This is a genomic window from Duganella hordei (assembly GCF_040369125.1).
Taxonomy (GTDB): Bacteria; Pseudomonadota; Gammaproteobacteria; order Burkholderiales; family Burkholderiaceae_D; genus Rugamonas; species Rugamonas hordei.
On record NZ_BPWI01000017.1, the window covers coordinates 19,063 to 40,607 of the forward strand.

The 21,545-nt window shown below is 65.4% G+C and carries 17 protein-coding genes; 8 read left to right on the forward strand and 9 right to left on the reverse strand.

What is annotated here, in order from left to right; all coding sequences use genetic code 11:
* Positions 1 to 39: 39 nt before the first annotated feature.
* Both ABWW33_RS27400 and ABWW33_RS27405 read right to left on the reverse strand, forming a co-directional pair.
* Complete coding sequence (locus ABWW33_RS27400) at positions 40 to 378, reverse strand: hypothetical protein (RefSeq protein ID WP_353404611.1); 339 nt, start codon at positions 376 to 378, stop codon at positions 40 to 42.
* Positions 379 to 471: 93 nt separating this feature from the next.
* Positions 472 to 1,764: a SidA/IucD/PvdA family monooxygenase gene (locus tag ABWW33_RS27405; RefSeq protein WP_353404612.1), complete on the reverse strand. Its 1,293-nt coding sequence runs from the start codon at positions 1,762 to 1,764 to the stop codon at positions 472 to 474.
* Positions 1,765 to 1,923: 159 nt separating this feature from the next.
* On the opposite strand from ABWW33_RS27405, the gene rhlP reads away from it, so the two are divergent.
* The 7 genes from rhlP to ABWW33_RS27440 all read left to right on the forward strand — a co-directional run bounded on the left by rhlP (position 1,924) and on the right by ABWW33_RS27440 (position 9,963).
* A complete protein-coding gene (gene rhlP / locus ABWW33_RS27410) occupies positions 1,924 to 2,754 on the forward strand; it encodes a rhombotarget lipoprotein (protein WP_176651483.1) in 831 nt (276 codons plus the stop codon).
* Positions 2,732 to 3,256, forward strand: a complete 525-nt coding sequence (rrtA, locus tag ABWW33_RS27415) for a rhombosortase (RefSeq protein ID WP_353404613.1) — start codon at positions 2,732 to 2,734, stop codon at positions 3,254 to 3,256. The genes rhlP and rrtA overlap by 23 nt, the downstream gene beginning before the upstream one ends.
* A gap of 118 nt (positions 3,257 to 3,374) precedes the next feature.
* Positions 3,375 to 4,595 carry a sterol desaturase family protein gene (locus ABWW33_RS27420; RefSeq protein ID WP_353404614.1) on the forward strand — a complete coding sequence of 407 codons (1,221 nt, stop codon included), beginning with the start codon at positions 3,375 to 3,377 and terminating at the stop codon, positions 4,593 to 4,595.
* Positions 4,592 to 6,997 (forward strand): TonB-dependent receptor, encoded by a 2,406-nt coding sequence (locus tag ABWW33_RS27425; RefSeq protein WP_353404615.1) that lies wholly within the window; start codon positions 4,592 to 4,594, stop codon positions 6,995 to 6,997. The genes ABWW33_RS27420 and ABWW33_RS27425 overlap by 4 nt, the downstream gene beginning before the upstream one ends.
* Before the next feature lie 71 nt (positions 6,998 to 7,068).
* Complete coding sequence (locus ABWW33_RS27430) at positions 7,069 to 8,403, forward strand: serine hydrolase domain-containing protein (protein WP_353404616.1); 1,335 nt, start codon at positions 7,069 to 7,071, stop codon at positions 8,401 to 8,403.
* On the forward strand, positions 8,400 to 9,317 hold the full coding sequence (locus ABWW33_RS27435) for a MaoC/PaaZ C-terminal domain-containing protein (RefSeq protein ID WP_353404617.1): 918 nt from the start codon (positions 8,400 to 8,402) through the stop codon (positions 9,315 to 9,317). The genes ABWW33_RS27430 and ABWW33_RS27435 overlap by 4 nt, the downstream gene beginning before the upstream one ends.
* A gap of 70 nt (positions 9,318 to 9,387) precedes the next feature.
* Positions 9,388 to 9,963: an NnrU family protein gene (locus ABWW33_RS27440; protein WP_353404618.1), complete on the forward strand. Its 576-nt coding sequence runs from the start codon at positions 9,388 to 9,390 to the stop codon at positions 9,961 to 9,963.
* 4 nt (positions 9,964 to 9,967) lie between these two features.
* On the opposite strand, the gene ABWW33_RS27445 is transcribed toward ABWW33_RS27440, so the two are convergent.
* Positions 9,968 to 10,333 (reverse strand): hypothetical protein, encoded by a 366-nt coding sequence (locus tag ABWW33_RS27445; RefSeq protein ID WP_176651489.1) that lies wholly within the window; start codon positions 10,331 to 10,333, stop codon positions 9,968 to 9,970.
* A gap of 84 nt (positions 10,334 to 10,417) precedes the next feature.
* Here ABWW33_RS27445 and ABWW33_RS27450 point away from each other — a divergent pair, with 84 nt between their 5' ends.
* A complete protein-coding gene (locus tag ABWW33_RS27450) occupies positions 10,418 to 11,947 on the forward strand; it encodes a class I SAM-dependent methyltransferase (RefSeq protein WP_353404619.1) in 1,530 nt (509 codons plus the stop codon).
* Here ABWW33_RS27450 and ABWW33_RS27455 read toward each other — a convergent pair.
* From ABWW33_RS27455 to ABWW33_RS27480, 6 genes are all read right to left on the reverse strand, one after another.
* Positions 11,924 to 12,970: a GGDEF domain-containing protein gene (locus ABWW33_RS27455; RefSeq protein WP_353404620.1), complete on the reverse strand. Its 1,047-nt coding sequence runs from the start codon at positions 12,968 to 12,970 to the stop codon at positions 11,924 to 11,926. The two genes, ABWW33_RS27450 and ABWW33_RS27455, sit on opposite strands and share 24 nt — an antisense overlap.
* Before the next feature lie 13 nt (positions 12,971 to 12,983).
* Positions 12,984 to 16,067, reverse strand: a complete 3,084-nt coding sequence (locus ABWW33_RS27460; protein ID WP_353404621.1) for an efflux RND transporter permease subunit — start codon at positions 16,065 to 16,067, stop codon at positions 12,984 to 12,986.
* 12 nt (positions 16,068 to 16,079) lie between these two features.
* The gene (locus tag ABWW33_RS27465; RefSeq protein ID WP_353404677.1) at positions 16,080 to 17,219 is read right to left on the reverse strand and encodes an efflux RND transporter periplasmic adaptor subunit; all 1,140 of its coding nucleotides are present in this window, start codon (positions 17,217 to 17,219) and stop codon (positions 16,080 to 16,082) included.
* A gap of 52 nt (positions 17,220 to 17,271) precedes the next feature.
* Positions 17,272 to 18,813 (reverse strand): efflux transporter outer membrane subunit, encoded by a 1,542-nt coding sequence (locus ABWW33_RS27470; protein ID WP_353404622.1) that lies wholly within the window; start codon positions 18,811 to 18,813, stop codon positions 17,272 to 17,274.
* A gap of 196 nt (positions 18,814 to 19,009) precedes the next feature.
* Positions 19,010 to 19,618: an EF-hand domain-containing protein gene (locus ABWW33_RS27475; RefSeq protein WP_353404623.1), complete on the reverse strand. Its 609-nt coding sequence runs from the start codon at positions 19,616 to 19,618 to the stop codon at positions 19,010 to 19,012.
* 157 nt (positions 19,619 to 19,775) lie between these two features.
* Positions 19,776 to 21,341 carry a S53 family peptidase gene (locus ABWW33_RS27480; protein WP_353404625.1) on the reverse strand — a complete coding sequence of 522 codons (1,566 nt, stop codon included), beginning with the start codon at positions 21,339 to 21,341 and terminating at the stop codon, positions 19,776 to 19,778.
* Positions 21,342 to 21,545: the final 204 nt, after the last annotated feature.

Below are 21,545 nucleotides of genomic sequence, written 5' to 3' on the forward strand. Positions count from 1 at the left end.
GCATCGGGCAGGCACCTGCGCCCGCCCGGTGCTGAATACTCAGGCCTGCTTGGTGGCCGTTTTTTTGGCCGCAGGTTTGGCAGCAACCTTAACCGCCACCTTCTTCGTTACAGGCTTGGCTGCCGCTTTTGGTGCGGCCTTTGCCGCTGGCTTGGCCGCAGCCTTCTTGAGCGCAGGCTTGGCCACTGCTTTCACCGCCGGCTTGGCCGCGACACCTCTGTCGCGGTTCTGGCGTCTCGCAGCTTCCATGCCCAATTCCAGATATTTACGAATCAAATCGTTCTTACTGGTGCGATTATCGAAAGCTTCAATCCTGAGATCGTCATCCACCTCGGGACTGATATATATCGTACGTAAAACCAGATTAGAAGTAGCCATTGCAGTGCCCTAAAGATCCATCCATATGTACATATGTATACGCCAGCCAAAAATCAATGTCAACCCTTGCCAGATTCTCAACCAGCCTATAGCCTATAAATATGAGCGAAGTATGCGATCCGACATTCCGCCCAACGCCATCAGACTGCCGAACCCGGGACCTATCCTGCCGGACACCATGGGCGCGTGCAGGGAAGGATAAGGCCACTTGGGCCGGCTGAACCGCAAGCCAGGCTCCATCTTCGCGAGCAATTCCTCCCTGAAGTCTGGGTTATTCTTACATCCCTTTATCAGCGACAAAAACCACCATTCGTCAAAGCCCGTGGCGTCGATCACCACCGCAGGGCGCAGCAATGCGAAAGGTTCTTTGTTCTGGTGCACGTCCAGCTGCAACTCAGCTCCCGCATGCAGCGAAATGCTCTCCACGCGGCCGTCCACAAAATTCAGATTAGTGGCTGTTGCCACCTGATCCATCACAGTCCCCCATACCACACCCCGGTTCAGCCGCTTGAAGAAAGCATCCTGGCTATCGGTAGACAGCTTCCCCCACAGTTCCGGCTCGCTGAACAAGCGATTCTCAAAAACGCTGTCGCCCCGGGTAAACAGCGCCGCCTGCCCCGCGATCAAGTGAATGGGATAGTCTTTATAGCCATTGCGGACGAGCCAGGCGAGCACGGCTGCGGCCGTTCCGCCAGCGCCGATAATTGCGATCTCAGGAGCATCGCCGCCAACCGGCACATCGGCGAGAACTCCTTTAAATTCTTCCCGCCGCCTCCAAAAGTCCACGCCGTCAAACATGCGTGTGGACGGGCCGCCCTTCTGCACTTTTCTCGCAGGTCCGGGGCCGCTGATAACGATACCGTCAAATTCCCGCCGGGACGCGAGCTGCGATTTACCTTCCTCTCCCAGTTTCAACACTTGCCATTTCGATTTTGCGTGAAGCGGAGATAGACCCACTACCTCCGCCCTCAACACCTCCGCCTCGGAGCGATCCAAGGCCCAGCGTAAATAAAGCGCAAACTGCTGGTGCTCGGGTGGCTTGCGCCCGCCATCCACCCAACGGCTAAATTGCTGCGACTCGGACAACAAGTAGCTGGACCAGGAGAACTCGTCGTAAACGATCTTGTGAACGCCTTCCTGGAAGCCCGTGTGATAGTTTGAAAAATATGGGTAGCCCAGATCGCGCTCCGCGGGAGTGCACAGACGCTGTTCTCCATCCGTATATCCGTTTTTACCGGTCCAATGCGCGCCTATCTCTGTCTTTTCAAACACAGTAATATGAATATTGGCGACATTGGCTTTGCGCAGCGCAAACGCCTTGGCCGCCAATGCGGCCGCTTTCGCTCCGCCACCGACAACAGCAATCTGAATTCGCTTTCCAGGCATTCGATCCCCAAGATAAGAGAGACAAGACATTCTTTAAATGACAAGGGTATTATGCGACGCCACCGCCGATAGCGCCATATGCACTTTTGCGAAAAGATCACTGCACAAACATATACCCTGCCTACAATTCGCCGCATCAGCCCCTTCCCGGAGAGCAGCATGCGAGTCATTCGAGGTTTGATCACCATCCTGGCGGCGGCCCTGCTGTCCAGCTGCGCCTTCATGAGCCCCGGCCGCAGCGTCAAGCAGAACGGCAGTATCGTCGATTATTTGTATCCCGACGCCAGGGATGCGCCCACCATGACGCCGACCGTCACGAGGCTGCGGCCTCCGGTACGTGTCGGCATCGCTTTCGTGCCCGGCGCAGGCTGGGGCAACGGCTTGTCGGAAGCGGCGCGCATGAAGCTGCTGGAGCGCGTGCGCGATTCGTTCGCCGCGCATCCCTACATCGGCAAGATCGAGATCATCCCAACCCAGTACATGCGCGCCAAGGGCGGCTTCACCAACCTGGAACAGGTGGCCCGCATGTTCGATGTGGAGGTGGTGGCACTGCTCTCCTACGACCAGGTGCAGTTCAGCGACAGCAACGCGCTGTCGCTGCTGTACTGGACCATCATCGGCGCCTACGTGATCCACGGCGAACAGTACGACGTGCAGACCATGCTGGACGCCTCCGTATTCGACGTCCAGAGCCGCAAGCTGCTGTTCCGCGCGCCGGGCACCAGCCGGGTCAAGGGCGGCGCCAGCATGGTCGGCTTCAGCGAGAAAGCGCGCGCCGCGCAGATCGAGGGCTACAACGCCGCCGTCGACCAGCTGGTCCCCAACCTGCAGGCCGAACTCGATCGCTTCCGCGACCGCATCAAGAACGACGCCGCCTACAAGGTCGAGAACAAGGAAGGCTACAAGGGCGGCGGCGCCCTCGGCTGGCTGAGCCTCGCGCTGGCCGCAATGCTGGCCTGGATCGCGCATGGACTTCGCCGCCGCGTCTGAGCTGCTGGAGTTCGACCGCCAGGCGCTGCTGGCGGGCGACATCTGGCGGCTGTGGACCTGCCACCTGGTCCACTACACACTGCAGCACCTGCTGCTCGACGGCGCGGTGGTCGCCATCGCCGGCCTGATCGCCGCGCAGCGCCTGGGCCTGCGCACGGTCGGCAAGGCGCTGGCGTTCGGCGCGCCGTGCATCGCGCTCGGGCTGCTGCTGGCGGCGCCGGAGCTGCACTACTACCGCGGCGCGTCCGGCATCGCCGTGATGCTGACGGTGATGGCCGGCCTGTCGCTGTGGCGCGATGCCGACGGCCGCGCACGCGCGGTGCTGATGCTGATGGCCGTCGCGCTGCCGGCCAAGGTCGTCGCCGAAGCCGCAGGCTGGACCCGGGGCTGGTCCGACCTGCCGCCGGACGTCGCCATCGCATGGCAGGCGCACTTGCTGGGCTCCGTGGCCGGCGTCATCGCGGTGGCCAAGGCCAGGGCATCCGGGCTAAAACTGGATTAACTATCAATACCATTCTGACCCGATAGTGTTTCAAAATCGTCAGTGCTACCACGATTTTCTTGTATATATTTCATGGTTGTAGGCATAATCGTTTCGACCTAAACGATCCAGGCCCGACGTGAATCCCATCGTATTCGCCATCCCCGTTTTCATGCTGACGATCCTGCTGGAGGCATGGCTGGCGCATCGCCGCGGCGTCGCCGCCTACGACACGGCCGACGCCCTCACCAGCCTGCATCTGGGCATGGCGAGCCAGGTCGTCGGCCTGTTCGTCAAGCTGGCGCTGCTCGGGATCTATACCGCCGTCCATGACCGCTGGCGCCTCGCGTCGCTGCCCGCCAACAGCGTGTGGGTGTGGCTGGGCGCCCTGCTGGCCTACGATTTCTGCTACTACTGGCTGCACCGCATGGGCCACGAGGTCGGCGTGCTGTGGGCCGCGCACGTGGTGCACCACTCGTCCGAGTACTACAACCTGTCGACCGCGCTGCGGCAGACCTCGAGCGGCTGGCTGCTCGGCTGGATCTTCTACCTGCCGATGGCGCTGGCCGGCGTGCCGCCGCTGGTGTTCGCCGGCGTCGCCATGATCGACCTGCTGTACCAGTACTGGGTGCATACCGAATTGGTCGGCCGCCTCGGCTGGCTGGACCGCGTGTTCGTCACGCCGTCCAACCACCGCGTGCACCACGGCCAGAACGACTACTGCATCGACCGCAACTACGGCGGCATCCTGATCCTGTTCGACCGCATGTTCGGCACCTACGCCGACGAGCGCGAGGACGAACGCATCGTCTACGGCGTGCGCACGCCGCTGCGCAGCCTCAATCCAGCCTGGGCCAACCTGCACTACTACGCCAATCTGTGGCAAGCGACGCGCAGCGTGCGCGGCTGGCGCGCCAGGCTGCATGTGTGGTTCGGACCGCCCGGCGGCTGGACCGGCCAGCCGCTGGGCCATTTCGACGGCAGCCAATTCGAGACCTACCGTCCCGCCACGCCGCCGGGCGCTGGCATCTACGCGATGCTGCAGTTCGCGCTGCTGGTGCCCTGCGTGTCGCACCTGATCGCCGTCGGCCCTTTGCTGCCCACGCCGCAGCTGGCGCTGTATGCAGCCGTCATCGTCGGCGCCACGCTGAGCCTCGGCGCGCTGCTGGAAGGACGCCGGTTCGCCTTGCGCCTGGAGCAGGCGCGCGCGCTGGCGATGGGAATGGCCTTCGCGCTGCTGCCGCAATGGTTCGGTTTCGACGCACCGCTGGCCCTCAGGGCGAGCATATTGATTGTCATGCTGGTTGCAGTGGTCTGGTTGGATCTGAATACAAAAAACATACGAATGGAGACGACATGATTAAACCTGTGCGTACTATCATCTCCGCCAGCCTGGCGGCCGCGTTCTTCGTGCCGGTGCCGCCGGTTTGGGCTGCGGATGAAATCCAGTCGGTGGTCGTCACCGCGCAGTCGCGCAAGCAGTTCGTGCAGGACGTGCCGATGACCATGCAGGTGTTGACCGCCAAGGACATCGACAACATCGGCGCCAAGGACCTGGCGGACCTGAACGGCTACGTGCCCGGCCTGGTGGTCGACGCCATCGAACCGACCCAGCCCGGCTTCGGTATACGCGGCGTGAACGCCGCCGATTTCGGCATCGCCACCGATTCGCCGGTCGGCATCTATGTCGACGGCGTCTACACCGGCAAGACCGGCGGCGCGCTGATGAACTTCATCGACATCCAGCGCATCGAGGTGGTCAAGGGGCCGCAAGGCACGCTGTTCGGCCGCAACAGCGCGGCCGGCGCCATCGCCATCACCACCAATGAGCCGGGCAAGGATCTGGATGCGGCGGGCCACCTCAAGCTGGGCAAGTTCGGCCGCGCCAACACCGACGTGATGATGAATCTGCCGATCTCCGACACGCTGGCCGCGCGCCTGGTCGCGGTGCGCTCCGGCAGCGAAGGCTGGGCAGACAACACCGCCACCGGCAAGAAGTCCGGCGGTGACAAGGACTGGGCCACCCGCCTGTCGCTGCGCAAGGACTTCGGCGGCGACGCAAAACTGGTGTTCTCATGGGAGCACGAGAACATGGAGCAGTACGGCCGCCCCGCGTTCGGCGTGATCAAGGATCCGTCGCTGCCACTGGGCGGCTACACAGGTGTTTACAACGCCACCTACACCGCCAACTTCGTCAATCCGTTCGATGCGCCGCTGGCCAACGACCAGCAAGGCAGCGAAGGCCGCAAGTTCGACGGCGCCACGCTGCGCTTCGAAGCGCCGCTGGCCGGCATGACCTTCAGCTCGACCAGCGCCTATCGCCGCTTCGCCACCCACAACCTGACCGACAACGACGGCGGCGCGCGGCAGGACCTGCAACTGACGACGCTGGACGCCAAGCGGGCGCACAGCTTCCAGCAGGAGTTCAAACTGTCGGGCAAGACCGATAAGCTGGACTGGATCGCGGGCCTGAGCTTCTATCACAACAACGAGCATCAGGATGCCGGCGCCTACGTCAGCACCGGCACGCTGGACACGCTGAGCCAGTTCGGCGGCGGCGATCCCAACTTCGCCATGCTGTTCGGCGGCCTGGCCGCGGCAGGCCTGCCCGGCGTCAGCCCCAGCACCACGTTCAGCTGGGACGAGACCCACTACAGCGACGTCAAGACCAAGTCCGCCTCGATCTACGGCGACACCATCTGGCATTTGACGGCGGCCACCAACCTGACCGCCGGCCTGCGCTACACCCAGGACAAGAAGCAGATGACCTGGTACGTGCCGGGCCGCGTGTCGCCGCAGCTGGATAACTTCCTCGACAGCTTCGGCCCGCTGGCCGGGCTGAACGCGGCTTCGTTCCCGTCCAACGTCATCTTCGGCACGGCGGCGCAGCTGGCGTCGTCGCCGGTCACGCGCAGCAAGGACTGGACCGACTTCAGCCCGCGCCTGGTGCTGGACCATAAGCTGGACAAGGACACGCTGCTGTTCACCTCCATCGCGCGCGGCTACCAGGCTGGCGGCTTCAATATCTTCACGCCGCCGAATCCCGCCTCGGCCACCGCCATCGGCCGCGACCCGAGCTTCGAGCCGGAGAAGATGACCAACTTCGAAGCCGGCGTGAAGATGTCGCTGCCGGCGCTGAAGGCCACCGTCAACGCGTCGCTGTTCGCCTACAAGTTCAAGAACCTGCAGGACGTCCAGCTGTACAGCGTCGGCTCGCTGCCGACCTATAACGTCGTCAGCAGCGACCAGAAGGCGCAGGGCCTCGATCTCGACGGCCGCATGCGCATCACGCCGCGCGTGACCGTATTCGGCGGCATGGAGTACATCGACCAGACCTACACCCGCTACCAGCGGCTGGACGCCGCCGGCAACGTCAGCCTGGACCTGGGGGGCCAGCCGGTCGGCACGCCGCGCCTGACGGCGATGGCCGGCGTGAACCTGAACTGGGAAGCGGCGGGCGGCCGCGGCAGTCTCAATTTCCAGGGCACGCATTCGAGCGCGACCCGCTGCAATAGCGACACCGCCAAATTGAGCTGCCTGAGCACCGCCAAGCTGCAGACCGGCGTAGCCACCACCAAGTTCGATGCGCGGCTGGCGTGGGACAGCGAGAGCGGACGCTATGGCGTGGCGCTGCTGGTCAATAACGTGTTCGACAAACGCTACATCCAGACGCTGGGCGGCCAGACCGAGCAATATGGCGCGCCGTACGCGTGCCTCACGCCGCCGCGCCAGGTCGCGGTAGAATTCCGGGCCAGCATGTGAGGGTAAAGAATAGCGTGGGCCGAAAACTTAAAATCGCCGGGACAAGCGCCCTGGCGCTGATCGCAGGGGGTGTGCTGACACTGTGGGTGCGTCCGCCCGAGCTGTTGCGGGTCGGCGCCAGCTATGGCGCCAAGATGGTGTGCTCGAATGTGTTCCTGGCCGGCCGCGACGCCCAGGCCGTGCTGGCCGACGATGTGCAGGCGCCCGGCCATCCGATCCTGAAGCTGCTCGAGATCAGCGTCGACCGGGAGCGCAAGCTGGTGCACGCCGACTTGCTGGGATTTATCGGCAAAGGGTTGGCGGTGTACCGTCCCGGCACCGGCTGCGCCGTGGTGCCGGACGGCGACGTCGTCCAGGCGGCGCAGTACCAGTTCTCGCCGCTGAAGATCTGGGCGCCCTCGCCCAACGTCGCCTGGCCAACCGGCTCGCAGCCGGAGACTGCGCCCGCCGTGCAAGCCTTGCTGGACCAGGCTGCGCTGGCCGGCCCCGGCATGCGCGGCCTGGCGGTGATCTACAAAGGGCGCCTGATCGCGCAGCGCTACGGCGTCGGATTTACCGCCGCCACGCCGCTGCTGGGCTGGTCGATGACCAAGACCGTCAGCGCGGCGCTGGTCGGCATCCAGCTCGCCGACGACAAACTCAAGCCGCAACAAAGCGGCTTCTGGTCCGACGCCGCCGATCCGCGCGCGGCGATCACGCTGGCGCAGCTGATGTCGATGAGCAGCGGCCTGCAATACAACGAAGGCTATGGCGACGTTTCCGACGTCACGCGCATGCTGTACCTGGAGCCGGACATGGCGGCCTATGCCGCCAGCCAGCCGCTGGTCCAGCCCCCCGGCAGCACCTTCAATTATTCCAGCGGCACCACGCTGCTGTTGTCGCGCATCTGGCAGCGCGCGGCCGCAGGGCCAGGCCACGAAGCCACGTCGGCCGCCGTGCTGTCGCTGCCGCGCGAACGTTTGTTCGAGCCGCTGGGCATGAGCAGCGCTGTGATGGAAGCCGACGCGCGCGGCAATCTGGTGGGCTCCAGCTATATGTACGCGAGCACGCAGGACTGGGCGCGCTTCGGCCAGTTCCTGCTGCAGGACGGCGTCTGGCAGGGCAAGCGCCTGCTGCCGAAAGGTTTCGTCGAAGGTATGCGGCAGGTGGCGCCCGCATCGGGCGGACAATATGGGCAAGGGCAGCTGTGGCGCTGGGGCCCGTCCGGGCCGACGCCGGAAGGCCAGGACCCGGACCTGCCGTTCAAGCTTCCCGCCGATACGTACTGGCTCGAAGGACATGATGGACAGAGCATCGCTGTCGTGCCGTCGAAGGAACTGGTGGTGGTGCGCCTTGGATTGACGCCGTCCCGCCTGCAATATGCGCCGCAGGCCTTGCTGGCGGCGGTGATCAAGGCGCTTGAATGACGGTGATATCGACAGGCGTCCCTTACGGCCTGCTGCGGCACCAGGGCCCGATGCTGAAGACCAGCGCCCGCATCCTGCTGCAGGCCGCCGGCCGCAGCATACTGACGCCGCGCGCGAGCGCGGCGTCGGCGCAAGCGCCGGTCGGCATGACGATCCGGCGCACCATCGCGGCGCCGCCTGCACGGCTGGTCGAACAGTACATCCGCTGGTGCGGCGCCGCCGGCCGCTACGAAGGCGAGCTGCCGCCGCATATGGTGTCGCAATGGAGCCTGCCGCTGGTCGGCGAGCTGCTGATGCAGCTGCCCTACCGGCTCACCCGTGTGATCAACCAGGGCGTATCGATGACCGTCCATGGCCCGCTGCCCTGCGATACGGCGCTGACCTTGAGCGCCTCCATCGAATCCATGGAACCGGCGGCCGGGCGCGTGCGGGTTGTGGTCGCCATCTTCACCGGCGTCCCCGGCCAGGCCAGGCTGGTCGAGACGCGCCTGCATATGAGTTTTCTGTTGCCCGGCAAGCGTCCGCCGAAAACCGCGGCGCCGCGCCCGCCCGATCCGGCCTGGCATACCGCCGGCCAGTGGCGGGCCGACGCCAGCGACGGCCTGCGCTTCGCGCTGCTGACCGGTGATTTCAATCCCATCCACTGGTGCGGTCCGCTGGCGCGGCGCTCTGTCTTTGGCGGCAAGGTGTTGCAAGGCTTCGGCAGCCTGGCGCGCAGTATTGAAGCGCTGGGGAGCGGCGGCTTCCGCGAGCTCGACGTGCGCTTCCTGCGACCGGTGCCGCTGCCCTGCCCGCCGTTGTCGGTGCAGCTGGCGAGCGAGGCGGACGCCGAGGGCTGGCGCGCGCTGCGGCTGGCCGGCGATGGCGATGGCGATGGCGGCACCGTCGTACATCTGACGGGCCGTCTGCGCTAGGCACCGCGGCGTTGCGTGCGGCCGCGCAGCAGTGTATCGTCATCACATTTAACCAGCACAGGGATGCGCGATGGCGATACTGATACTCGGCTTGGTAATTTTTCTCGGACTGCACTCGGTGCGCATCTTCGCCGACGACTGGCGCACGGCCATGCGCGCGAAGCTCGGCGCGAACGCGTGGAAGGGCTTGTACTCGGCGGTGTCGCTGGCCGGCTTCGGCCTGATCGTCTGGGGCTACAGCATCGCGCGCCAGCAACCGGTGGTGGTCTGGTCGCCGCCGAAGGCCATGGCCCACGTCGCCGCTCCGCTGATGGTCATCGCCTTCATTCTGCTGGCGGCGGCCTACGTGCCGCGCAACAGCATCAAGGCCAAGATCCATCATCCGATGACGCTGGCCGTCAAGACCTGGGCGCTGGCGCACCTGCTGGCCAACGGCACGCTGCACGACATCATCCTGTTCGGCAGCTTCCTGCTATGGTCGGTGCTGCTGTTCCGCGCGGCCCGCAGGCGCGACCGGGCCGCCGGCACCACCTACCCTGCGGGTACCGCCATCGGTACGACGATTACCGTGGTGGTGGGGTTTGCGGTGTCGGTGCTGTTCGCGCACTGGCTGCACCTGCTGCTGATCGGCGGCAGCCCGTTCTAGAGATTCAGTTGCACTTGCCGCGCAGCGCCGCCGCGATCACCCACGGCAGCGAATACGGCCCAACCACGGCGATCGGACCAATCTGCGCCGGCTGATGTTTCAGCGCGTCGCCGTGCAGGCAGTCGGGTACCTTGGCCTGCTCGAATGCTGCGCTCATCTTGTCGTGCGCGGTGCCGGCGGAAAATGCCCCGGCGTTGCGGTTGACGAGCGGCTGCGGATTTTCCGCGATGGTCTCCCGCACCGCCTTCTTGATGATCTCATCGGTCAGCACCGGCGGGCTGGCCGGCGGTGGAGAAGGCGGCGGGGACGGCAAGGCGGCGGCGCCGCGCGCGCTTGCCGCCAGCACCGCTGCCGCAATGATGTATCTCATGCCATCCCCCGTTTCGTTCGCATCCTTGCGCCCATCATATCAAAACTGCACTAGAATTTGTGCAGTTCATCGACGAGGTGGAGCATGACAAATTGGAGCAATGGCTATATCGCCGACATCGGCTACACCTACGGGTATTATCACGCGCTGAACCCGTTGCGGGCGAACCTGGCGCTGCTGCACGCGCGCATCGCTCTGCCCGAAAGCGGCACCGCCTGCGAGCTGGGCTACGGCCAGGGCATCAGCACCAATATCCATGCGGCCGCTTCAGCCACCAGGTGGTACGGTACCGATTTCAATCCCGGCCAGGCGGGATTTGCCCGGCAACTGGCGGAGCACCTGGCCGACGGCCCAGCGCTGTACGACCAGTCCTTCGCGGAATTCTGCAACCGCAGCGACTTGCCGGATTTCGACTACATCGGCCTGCACGGTATCTGGAGCTGGATCTCGGATGACAACCGCGCCGTCATCGTCGATTTCGTGCGGCGCAAGCTGAAGGTCGGCGGGCTGCTGTACATCAGCTATAACACCCAGCCCGGCTGGGCGGCGATGGTCCCGATGCGCGACCTGATGACGCAACACGCCAGCGTGATGACCGAGCCCGGCGCCGGCATCGTCGCCAAGGTCGACGGCGCGCTGGCCTTCGCCGACAAGCTGATGGCGGCCAACCCGCTGTATGCCCGCGCCAATCCCGGCGTGGCGGAGCGGATGAAGAAACTCGGCGGCCAGAATCGCCAGTACCTGGCGCACGAATACTTCAACCGCGACTGGCTGCCGATGTCCTTCGCCGACATGGCCGGCTGGCTGGTCGACGCCAAGCTCGATTACGCCTGCTCCGCCAGCTATCCCGAGCTGGTGCCGGAGCTGAACCTGACCTCGGAACAACGGGCCTTGCTCGATGAAATACCGGACCTGGTATTCCGCGAAAGCGTTTTCGATTTCATGATCAACCAGCAGTTCCGGCGCGACTACTGGATCAAGGGCAGGCGCCAGCTGCAGCCGCTGGAATACGCCGAACAATTGCGCGCCCAGCGGATGATCATGTGCATGGCGCGCGACGACGTCACGCTCACCATCGCCGGCGCGGTTGGCGAGGGCGCGCTGAGCGCGGAGATCTACAATCCGATACTGGACCTGATGAGCGACCATCAGGCGCGCACCATAGGCCAGATGCAGCAGGCTTTGCGGAGCATCACGCTGCCGCAGCTGCACCAGGCCTGCATGCTGCTGGTCGAGAAAAACGTCCTGGGCGCGGCGCTCGACGAGCAGGAAGCCACGGCACGCCGGCCCGAGACCGAGAAGCTGAATCGGGCGCTGATCCAGCGCGCGCACTATACCGCCGAGATTCCCTTCCTGGCCAGCCCTGCCCTCGGCGGCGGAATTCCCGTACACCGTTTCCAGCAGCTGTTCATCGCCGCGCAGGCGCAAGGAAAAACACGGCCCGGGGAATGGGTGGAATATGCCTGGCATGTGCTCAAGTCGCAGGGGCAGTCCATCGTCAAGGACGGCAAGACCCTGGAGGGCGACGACGCCAACGTGGCCGAGTTGAACCGGCAGGCCGCCGAGTTCCACGACAAGCACCTGGCGCCGCTACGCGCCCTGGGTGTGCTCTGACGGGACGGCCGAATCGGCTGAATCGGCTGAATCAGCCACGCGCACCGCGTTGCGGCCGCCCTGCTTGGCCGCGTACAGCATCTTATCGGCCCGCATCAGCCAGTCCGCCGGGCCGGTGCTCTTGTCCATGTAGGTGACGCCGATCGACACCGTGACCGGATGGCCCGGCACCAGGGGAGCGCCGGCCACCGCACCGCGCAGGCCTTCGGCCAGCCTGGCGGCGGCGCTCAGGCCGGCGCCGCTGGCGATGATGGCGAACTCCTCGCCGCCGTAGCGGAAGATCCGGTCCGACGCCCGCGTATGCTGCCGCATCACCTCGCACAGGCGCTTCAGCGCTTCGTCACCGGCCGCATGGCCGAACAGATCGTTGACCTGCTTGAAGTGGTCCAGGTCCAGCAGCAGCAGGCTCGATTCCAGGTGCGGGCGGCGTTCCTCGGCATGCGCGGCCAGCTTGCGGTCCAGCGCGCGGCGGTTGCCCACGCCGGTCAGGAAGTCCAGCTCCACCGCCGTGTGCAGCGCGCGGTTCTGCAGGCCGGTGCGGTCGGCGAAAATATAGGCGAACAGATTGACCAGCACGATGGTCACCACGATCGTCAGCAGGTTGAGCAGCTCCAGCTGGGGCAGCAGGATCGCCACCAGTCCTGCCAGCGAGACGCTGTTGATGGTCAGCGCGGCGCGCGGCCGCAGCACGAAAAAGGCGGCGATCATGGTCGGGTACACCCAGTACACCAGCGATACGCCGCGCAGATACACGGTGGCCAGCATGCCGGCCGAGTAGAAGATCGTCACCCCAAGGCTGGCGAGGCGGTGGCGGCCGGTGCGCCACACATGCAGCATCACCGCCACCATGCCCAGTACCAGCGTCATGTCCACTGCCGCCGACATCCAGCTGTGCTGCAGCAGGCGGTAGATCCCGAACGGCAGGATGCTGGGAATGCTCAGCGCGCACAGCAGCAGGAGTATCACTTCCTCCAGGCTGCGCTTGCGCTTTCCCTGCCGCTTTCCCTGCACTTCTTCGGGCATATTTCTTATGGTGTTATGTCGCCTGGCCTGCGGGTTGGTCAGCCGGGCCCGTTGCCGATTCAGCCGTGGCATGCGTTTCAGCCTTGTGCTCGCCCGCCAGGAACATATACATGGCGGGCACCACGAACAGCGTGAACAGCGTGCCGATCGACAGCCCGGTGAAGATCACCAGCCCCATCGCATGGCGTCCGGCCGCCCCCGCGCCCGAGGCGATCACCAGCGGCACCACGCCGAATACCATGGCCGCCGTCGTCATCAGGATGGGCCGCAGCCGGGTGGCGGCGGCTTCCTCGATCGCTTCGCGCTTGTTCTTGCCGGCCAAACGCAGGTGGTTGGCCACTTCCACGATCAGGATACCATGTTTGGAAATGAGTCCCATCAGCGTCACCAGCCCGACCTGGGTATAGATGTTGATCGAGGCGAAGCCGAGGAAGATGAAAGTCATCGCGCCGAACAGCGCCATCGGCACCGAGAACAGGATCACGATCGGATCGCGGAAGCTCTCGAACTGCGCCGCCAGCGCCAGGAACACGATCACCACCGCGAACGCCATCGTCAGCACGAAGCCGCCCGACTCGCTGACGAACTGGCGCGAGCTGCCCGAGTAGTCCACCGTGTAGCCCGACGGCGCCACTTCCTTGAGCGTGTTGCGCAGGTATTCGAGGATCTCGCCCTGCGAGGCGCCCGTCACGCCGGCGATGGTGGCCGAATTGAGCTGCTGGAAGCGGGTCACCGATTCCGGCTGCACACTGTAGCTGATGCTGGCCACGGTGCTGGCCGGGATCATGGCGCCGCTCGGCGTCTTGATCTGGAAGTCCAGCACGTCGGCCGGATTGAGGCGGTCGACCTGCTGCACCTGCGGGATCACCTTGTACGAGCGGCCGGAGATCGAGAAGTAGTTGACGTAGCCGCCGCCCAGCGCCGCGCCCATGGCGTTGCCGAAGTCCTGCTGCGTCAGGCCCAGCGTGGCCAGCTTGTCGCGGTCCACCTCGACGCGCGCCTGCGGCGTGTCGATCTTCAGGTCGACGTCGGCGAAGTAGAACTTGTTGTCCTTGCGCGCCTTGTCCAGCACCGCCTGCGCCACCGTGTTCAGGTTCTCGAACGGCTCGGTGGTGGTGATGACGAACTGCACCGGCAAGCCGGAGCTGCCCGGCAGCGCCGGGAACTGGAACGCCGCCACGCGGCCGCCGGCCACGTTGTTCCACTTGGCCTGCAGCTCGGTCTGGATCTCGTGCGCCGAGCGCGAACGCTTGTCCCACGACTTGAACAGCACGCCGCCGATGCCGGCGTTGGTGGTCGGCACGCCGGTGATCTGGAACATCTGCTCGTATTCCGGCAGCGAGTGGGCGATGTCGAAGATCTGCTTGGCGTAGGCCTGCATCTGGTCCGAGGTGGCGGTCGGCGCGCCGACCACCTGCGACAGCACGATGCCCTGGTCCTCTTCCGGCGCCAGCTCGGCCTGCGACATCTTGAACATCAGGCCCAGCAGCAGGCTGAGGATCACGCCCATGATGATCAGCACCGGCCAGGTGTTGAGCAGGCTGTGCAGCAGCCGCAGGTAGCCGTTGTGCACCTTGTCGAACACCTTGTCGATGGCCTTGACGAAACGCCCCTCGTCCTGCTTGGCGTCGAAGAAGTGGCCGCACATCATCGGCGACAGGGTCAGCGCGACGATGCCCGACACCGCCACCGCACCGGCCAGCGTGAACGCGAATTCGGTGAACAGCGCGCCGGTCAGGCCGCCCTGGAAGCCGATCGGCACGTAGACGGCGATCAGCACCACCGTCATCGCCAGGATCGGGCTGCCCAGTTCGCGCGCCGCGACGATGGCCGCGTCGTAGGGCTTCATGCCCGCCTTCATGTGGCGGTCGACGTTCTCCACCACGATGATGGCGTCGTCGACCACCAGGCCGATCGCCAGCACGATCGCCAACAAGGTCAGCAGGTTGATCGAATAGCCCAGCATCAGCATCACGAAGAAGGTGCCGATCAGCGACAGCGGCATCGCGATCACCGGCACGATCACCGCGCGGAAGCTGCCCAGGAACAGGTAGATGACGATGGTGACGATGATCAGCGCCTCGATCAGCGTCTTGACCACTTCGTCGATCGAGGTGTTGATGAAGTCCGTCGAGTCGTAGACGATTTCGCCGGTCAGGCCGTTCGGCAGCTGCTCCTTGATCGGCGGGAAGGCCTCGCGCACGCGCTTGGCGACGTCGAGGATGTTGGCCTCCGGCGCCACCTTGATGCCGATGAACACCGAGCGCACGCCGCTGAAGGCGACGTTGAAGTCATAGTTCTCCGAGCCCAGCGTGACGGTGGCGATGTCCTCCAGGTGGACGATGGCGCCGCCGGCCTGCTTGATGGCCAGCGCCTTGAACTCCTCCACCGTGTGCAGGTCGGTGCCGGCGGTCAGCGGCACGGTCACCATCTGGCCCTTGGTGGCGCCCAGGCCGGCCAGGTAGTTGTTCTGCGCCAGCGCGGCGCTGACTTCGGTCGCGGTGACGCCGTGGGCCGCCATCTTGTTCGCGTCCAGCCAGGCCCGCAGCGCGAACTGGCGCGCGCCCAGCAGCTCGGCGGTCTGCACGCCCTGGATCGAATCGAGCTTGGGCTTGACCACGCGCGCCAGGAAGTCGGTGACGTTGTTGGTCGGCAGCGTGTCGCTGTAGAAGCCCATGTACATGGCGTCGGTGGTCTGGCCGGTCTGCACCGTCAGCACCGGTTGCTGCGCCTGTTGCGGCAGCTGGTTGCGCACCGAGTTGACCTGGGTGGTGATCTCGGTCAGCGCGCGGTTGGAATCGTAGTTCAGCCGCAGCGTGGCGGTGATCACGGACACGCCGCTGTTGGACGACGACGACAGGTAGTCGATGCCCTGCGCCTGCGCCACCGCCGATTCCAGCGGCTGCGTGATGAAGCCGGCCACGGTGGCGGCATCGGCGCCGTAGTAGGTGGTGGAGATGGTGACCACCGCGTTCTGCGTCTTCGGATACTGGTTGATCGGCAGGCTGAACAGCGAGCGCAGGCCCAGCACCACGATCAGCAGGCTGACCACGCTGGCCAGCACCGGGCGCTTGATGAAGATGTCGGTAAAGTTCATGGCGCGCCCTCCTTAGTGTTCTTGCGGCGTCGGATTCGGGCTGTTGGACGGCTGCACCTTGTTGTCGATGACGGCCGGGGTGCCGTTCTTCAGTTTCAGCTGGCCGCTGGTGACCACCGTCTGGCCCTCCTTCAGGCCGGTCAGGATGGCCACCTGGTCGCCGCGGGTCGGGCCGGTGGTGACGAACACCTGCTGCGCCACCAGCTGGGCGTTGCCCTTGTCATCCTTGGGCGCGTCCTTGCCCGTTCCCGGCGCCAGCACGAACACGGTCGAGCCGTACGGGTTGTAGGTGATGGCCGTCTGGGGTAGGGTCAGGTATTTCTTCTTGTCGCCCAGGTCCAGGCTGACGTTGGCGAACATGCCCGGCAACAGCTGGCGCTTGGGGTTCGGCACGGTCGCCTCGACCTGCACGTTGCGGGTGGCCGGGTCCACTTTCGGGCTGATCGAGGTCACCTTGGCGGGGAAGCCCAGGCTGGGATAGGCATCGTTGGTCAGGTTCAGCTTCTGGCCGATGGACAGGCCGGCCAGCTGTTTCTGCGGCACGTAGAAATCGACATACACGGTATCGATGGTTTGCAGGGTCACCAGCTTGTCGCCCGGGTTCAGGTACTGGCCGGGATTGACGGCGGTGATGCCCAGCTTGCCGGCGAACGGCGCGCGGATGGTCTTCTTGTCGACCAGCGCCTGCTGCTGCGCCACCAGCGCCTTGCGGCTCTTCAGGTCGGCGTCGTCGTTGTCGAGCTGCGCCTGGCTGATGGCCTGCGCGGCGAACTGCAGCTTGTCGCGCTTGAGCACCGAGGCCGACAGGTCGGCGGCGGCCTGCAGCGCGCGCAGCTGGGCCACGTCGGAATCGGCGTTCATCTCGAACAACACCTGGCCGGACTTGACTTCATCGCCCGACTTGAAATTGACCTTGCGTACCAGGCCGGCGATCTCGGTGGTCACGTCGACGCCGCGCACCGGCACCAGCGTGCCGACGGAGGTCAGCTGCGGCTGCCATTCGGAGATCTCCGCCTTCATCGCGGTGACCACCTGCGCGCCCGGCTTGGGCGAGCTGGCGATCAGCTTTTTAATCTGCAGATACTTCCCGAACGCCAGCACGGCGATCAGCAAAATGACGCACCCTATCATGATGAATATACGCTTGGTCATGAGTCGCTTGGCCATGAATCTATCTCCTGCTATGGATGTTGTTCGATATTGTTTACTTAGCCGTTCCGTACGGCGCCGCGGCCGATACGGCGGTCGCCGCCGGCACGCCGCCGGAACGGTTCCACCAGCCGCCGCCCAGCGCCTGGAACAGCGCCGCCGTGTCGGCATAGCGCGCCGCCTGCGCCTGCACCAGGCTGACGTGGGACTGCTGGTAGACGCGCTGGGCGTCGAGCAGCAGCAGGTAGCTGATGCCGCCCAGCTTGTACTGCTCGGTGGCCAGCGCCAGCGATTCGGCCGCCAGCGATTCCGCCTCGGCCTGCGCCTTCAGCGACGCCGCGTCGGAGTCGAGCGCGCGCAGGCTGTCGGCCACGTTCTGGAAGGCCGCCAGCACGGTGGCGCGGTATTGCGCCGCCGCCGCATCGTAGGCCGCTTCCGCCGCGCGCCGCTGCGCGCTCAGCGCGCCGCCGTTGAAGATGGGCGCCACCAGCCCGCCCGCCAGGTTCCAGGCGGTGGTCTGCGCATCGAACAGCTTGCCGAAGGTCTGCGCCGACGAGCCGTAGCTGCCGCTCAGCGTGAATTGCGGATACTGGGCCGCCGTCGCCACGCCGATCTGCGCGCTGGCCGCATGCAGCTGCTCCTCGCTGGCGCGGATGTCGGGCCGCTGGCGCACCAGCGCCGACGGCAGCGACACCGGCAGCGATTCCGGCAAGGTCAGCGACTCCAGCGAGAACTCCGGCATGCCGGCCTCGCTCGGCAGCTTGCCCGCCAGTACGGACAGCTGATGGCGGCTTTGCGCCAGCGCCTTTTCCAGCGGCGGCAGGGTGGCGGCGATCTGCGCCACCTGGTTGCGCTGGGTCAGCAAGGTATTGCGCGGGATGGCGCCGAACTCGAACTGCTTCTCGATCACGCCCATCTGCTTGGTCAGCGCGTCCAGCACTTCGCGCGTGGCCTTCAGCTGCGCCCGCAGCGACGCTTCGCGGATCGCCGTGGTGACCACGTTGGCGCTCAGCGCGAGATAGGTCGCCTCGACCTGAAAGCGCTGGTAGTCGACCTGCGCCCTCGCCCCTTCCAGCGTGCGGCGGGTGGCGCCGAACACGTCCGGCGTGTAGGCCACGTTGACCGAGGCGTTATACAGGTTGAACACGCCCGCGCCGTTGCCGGCGGTGGCGGCGGAAACCTTCTGCCGCGACACGCCCAGCTGGCCGTTCACCGATGGATAGACCAGGTTGCCGGCCTGGGCGTTGTACAGTTCCTGGGTCTGGCGCAGCGAGGCTTCGGCCGCCGCCATGGTCGGATTCTGTTCCAGCGCGCCGCGTATCAGCTGGTCCAGCGCCGGCGAGCGGAAGACGGTCCACCACTGGGCCGAGATATCCTGCCCCGGCGCGAACTGCTGCGCCGCGCCGCCGGGGCCGCTGGACGCCGCCGTCGTCGCCGCCAGCGGCGTCGGGGTATAGCTGTCGCCGGCGTTGGCCGGAGCGGAGGGTGTTTTGAAATCGGGGCCGAGCGCGCAACCGCCCAGGGCGGCGGCGGCCAGGGCCGCCATGCCGGCGCGCGACGCGCGCCACTGCAAATGCTTGAATTTCTGGTTTCTCACTAAAAACTCCCGCTAAAAGATGCATGCCATGCCAAAAGTTAACTGAAACGCACTTTTGCCCGACATATTCGCACTTTTTGCAGAGTTAGTGTTTTTTTTGTATCGCGAACGGGATAGCCGAGGCCGCTGCTCCGCCTCAGGCATAAAAAAAGGGCTTTGCCGCTGGCAAAGCCCTTTTTATTGCAGGATGCAAGTATCAGGCGTCGGCGGTGGCCACCACGCCGTAGGCACGGTTGGCTTCGGTCAGCGAGAAGGCCGATGGGCCGTCCGCCACCGCATCGGCGGCGTGCTGGCTGCTGCGGTAGGTGATCGGCATCTGGTAGCGGCGCAGCTCTTCCGGGCTGATCTTGCCGTCGCGGTTGGTGTCGGCCGACATGTCGACCTTGCCGCTGCCCAGCAAGCCGTTCTCGTCCACGCCCGGCAGCGGGTCCGGCGATACCAGGCTGTCTTCTTGGGCGCCGTTGTCGGTGCCGAACTTGGCCTGGAAGAATTGGGTTTCGGGACGCTGCACCAGCTTTTTCAAGCCTTCGTCGAATTGTTTGAGCGCCAGCTTCAGGCTGTCGTCGTCCGATTCCGCCACTGCCTTGATCACGGCGCTGGCCTTGTCGGCCGCGTTGACGGTCGTATTCGGGTCGGTCTGCAGCGGCGCATTGAAGCCGGGCAGCGACAGATAAGCCGCCACCGACGCGCTCATGTCCGCATTGGTCTCGGGGGTGGGAGTGGCGATTTTTTTCGGCTCGAGTGCCTTCTCCGCGACGGCCGCAGCAGACAGGGTAGCACCACCAATGTTGTTCACCATAATCATAATCGGCTCCTATAACGGCTCGACCGCAAATAAATTCCTCACCTCACTATTCTATCAGCGTTTTGGCAACAATCACCATTTTTAGCGGTGTCCAGGCGCAAAAAGTGTCTTTTCCCCATGCAAAACCGCCGCCTGGACACCTCTTTGATCGGTAAAATTAATTGCTCAGTGCCTGCAATAGTTTTTCCCCATCGGGACAGCCCCAACCGGTGCAGGCATCCCATCCCTGGGCCGCCTGTTGCGCTCCATTATTGCCAACGACGACGTCGCGGGTTACGCCCTTGCCTTGCAGCGAACCGTACAGCAGCGGATTGAGGAAGCCGACCGGGCGGCCGATTTTCTGGTTGATCAGCGCCAGCAGCCCGGCCCACAGCGGCGCCACGGCACTGGTGCCGCCGATCACCAGCGTCTGGCCGTCCACCCTCACCCGGTAGCCGCTGGCCGGATCGGCGTCGCCGGCCACGTCGGGCACGCCGCGCGCCGCCTGGCCGTTGCCGACACCGGCCTGGTAATCCGGACGGGCGAAGAAGCTGCTGAAGCCGCCGCCGGTGGCGCTGTTCGGACCGTTGTTCCACACCGACTCGGCCGGCGCGCCGCCATCCTGCATCGTCACCCGCGTGCCGCCGCAGGCCAGCGCGTGCGGCGCCGACGCCGGGAAGTCGACGTGCTGGGCGCCGTCGGCCACGCCGTCGGTCGAGCCGTTGTCGCCCGCCGCGCACAGGATGGTCACGCCCATCGCGGCGGCATCGGCGAAGACCTGCTCGTAGGCCATCATCGCCTGCCCGGTCCAGGCCGATTCCGGCGCGCCCCAGCTGATCGAGATCACCGACGGCCGGTTGACGTCGTCGTGCACGGCGGCGGTGATGGCGTCGAGGAAGCCGCGCTCGGTGTTCGGCGCGTAATACACGGCGATCAGCGCGCCCGGCGCGACGGCGCCCGCCACTTCGATATCGAGCATCACTTCGCCGTCGGCGCTGTTGGCCGTGGTCGGCCGGTTCTTGGCGTGGTCGATCGAAATCGATTTGACGCGCGGCACCGGCAGCCCCAGTTCGCCGAAGTAGATGCGCAGGTCGCGCGGCCGGCTGCCGCCGCCCAGCTCGATAATGCCGATGCACTGGCCGCTGCCGTCCAGCCCCTGCGGAAAGTTGTACATCTGCGCCAGCTGCGGCGGCGTGAAGGAGATATTGGCCGCCGCCATCGAGGCGAAGGTGTCCAGCTGCAGGCGCTGGAACTTGGGCGTGGCCACCGGCCGGTCGTCCAGCCCGAACACGCCTTCGACCACGCCGGCCAGCTCATCGGGCACGCTCAGTTCGCCGACCCGGCCGCGATAGCTGCCGTCCGGGTATTCATACTCTTGCAGCTGCACGCCGAACGCGGCGCTCATCTGCGCCGCCGTGCCGGCCAGCACCACGCGGCGCTGGGCCGGGCTGCTGCTGATGACCGCCATGCCGCGCTGCCGGGCGAAGTCTTCCACCTTGGCGATGTCGTCGTCGCTGGCGCCATGCGCCTGGGCGAACTGTTCGCGGCTCAGGTACCGGCGGCCGCCGGGCGAGGTGTCGGCCGTGGCCGGCTGCAGGTCCAGCGGCGCCAGCACCGGGCTGGCGCGCAGCCGGACCGTGATTTCCAAGGTCTGCTCGTCCGCCACCGGACCCAGCGCGACCGCGCCCTGCAACGCCAATTGGCCGCTGCCGGGAATGATATTCGGGTGGGAAGTAGTTGCCATCTGAATTCTCCTCTGAGGTGTTGGGGGGGATCTCAAACGATACTGTCGCCGGGCAGCGCACGATTGACGCAGCACAGAGTCGCTGCGCTTCCCCCGGGAGTTGCGATGGACGGCCACTGCCGAAGAAGCAACACATTTTCAACTTACCGGCCAGTCCACCTTGCAAAATTGGTCAGACCACCATAGAATTGGCCGACCACTTAA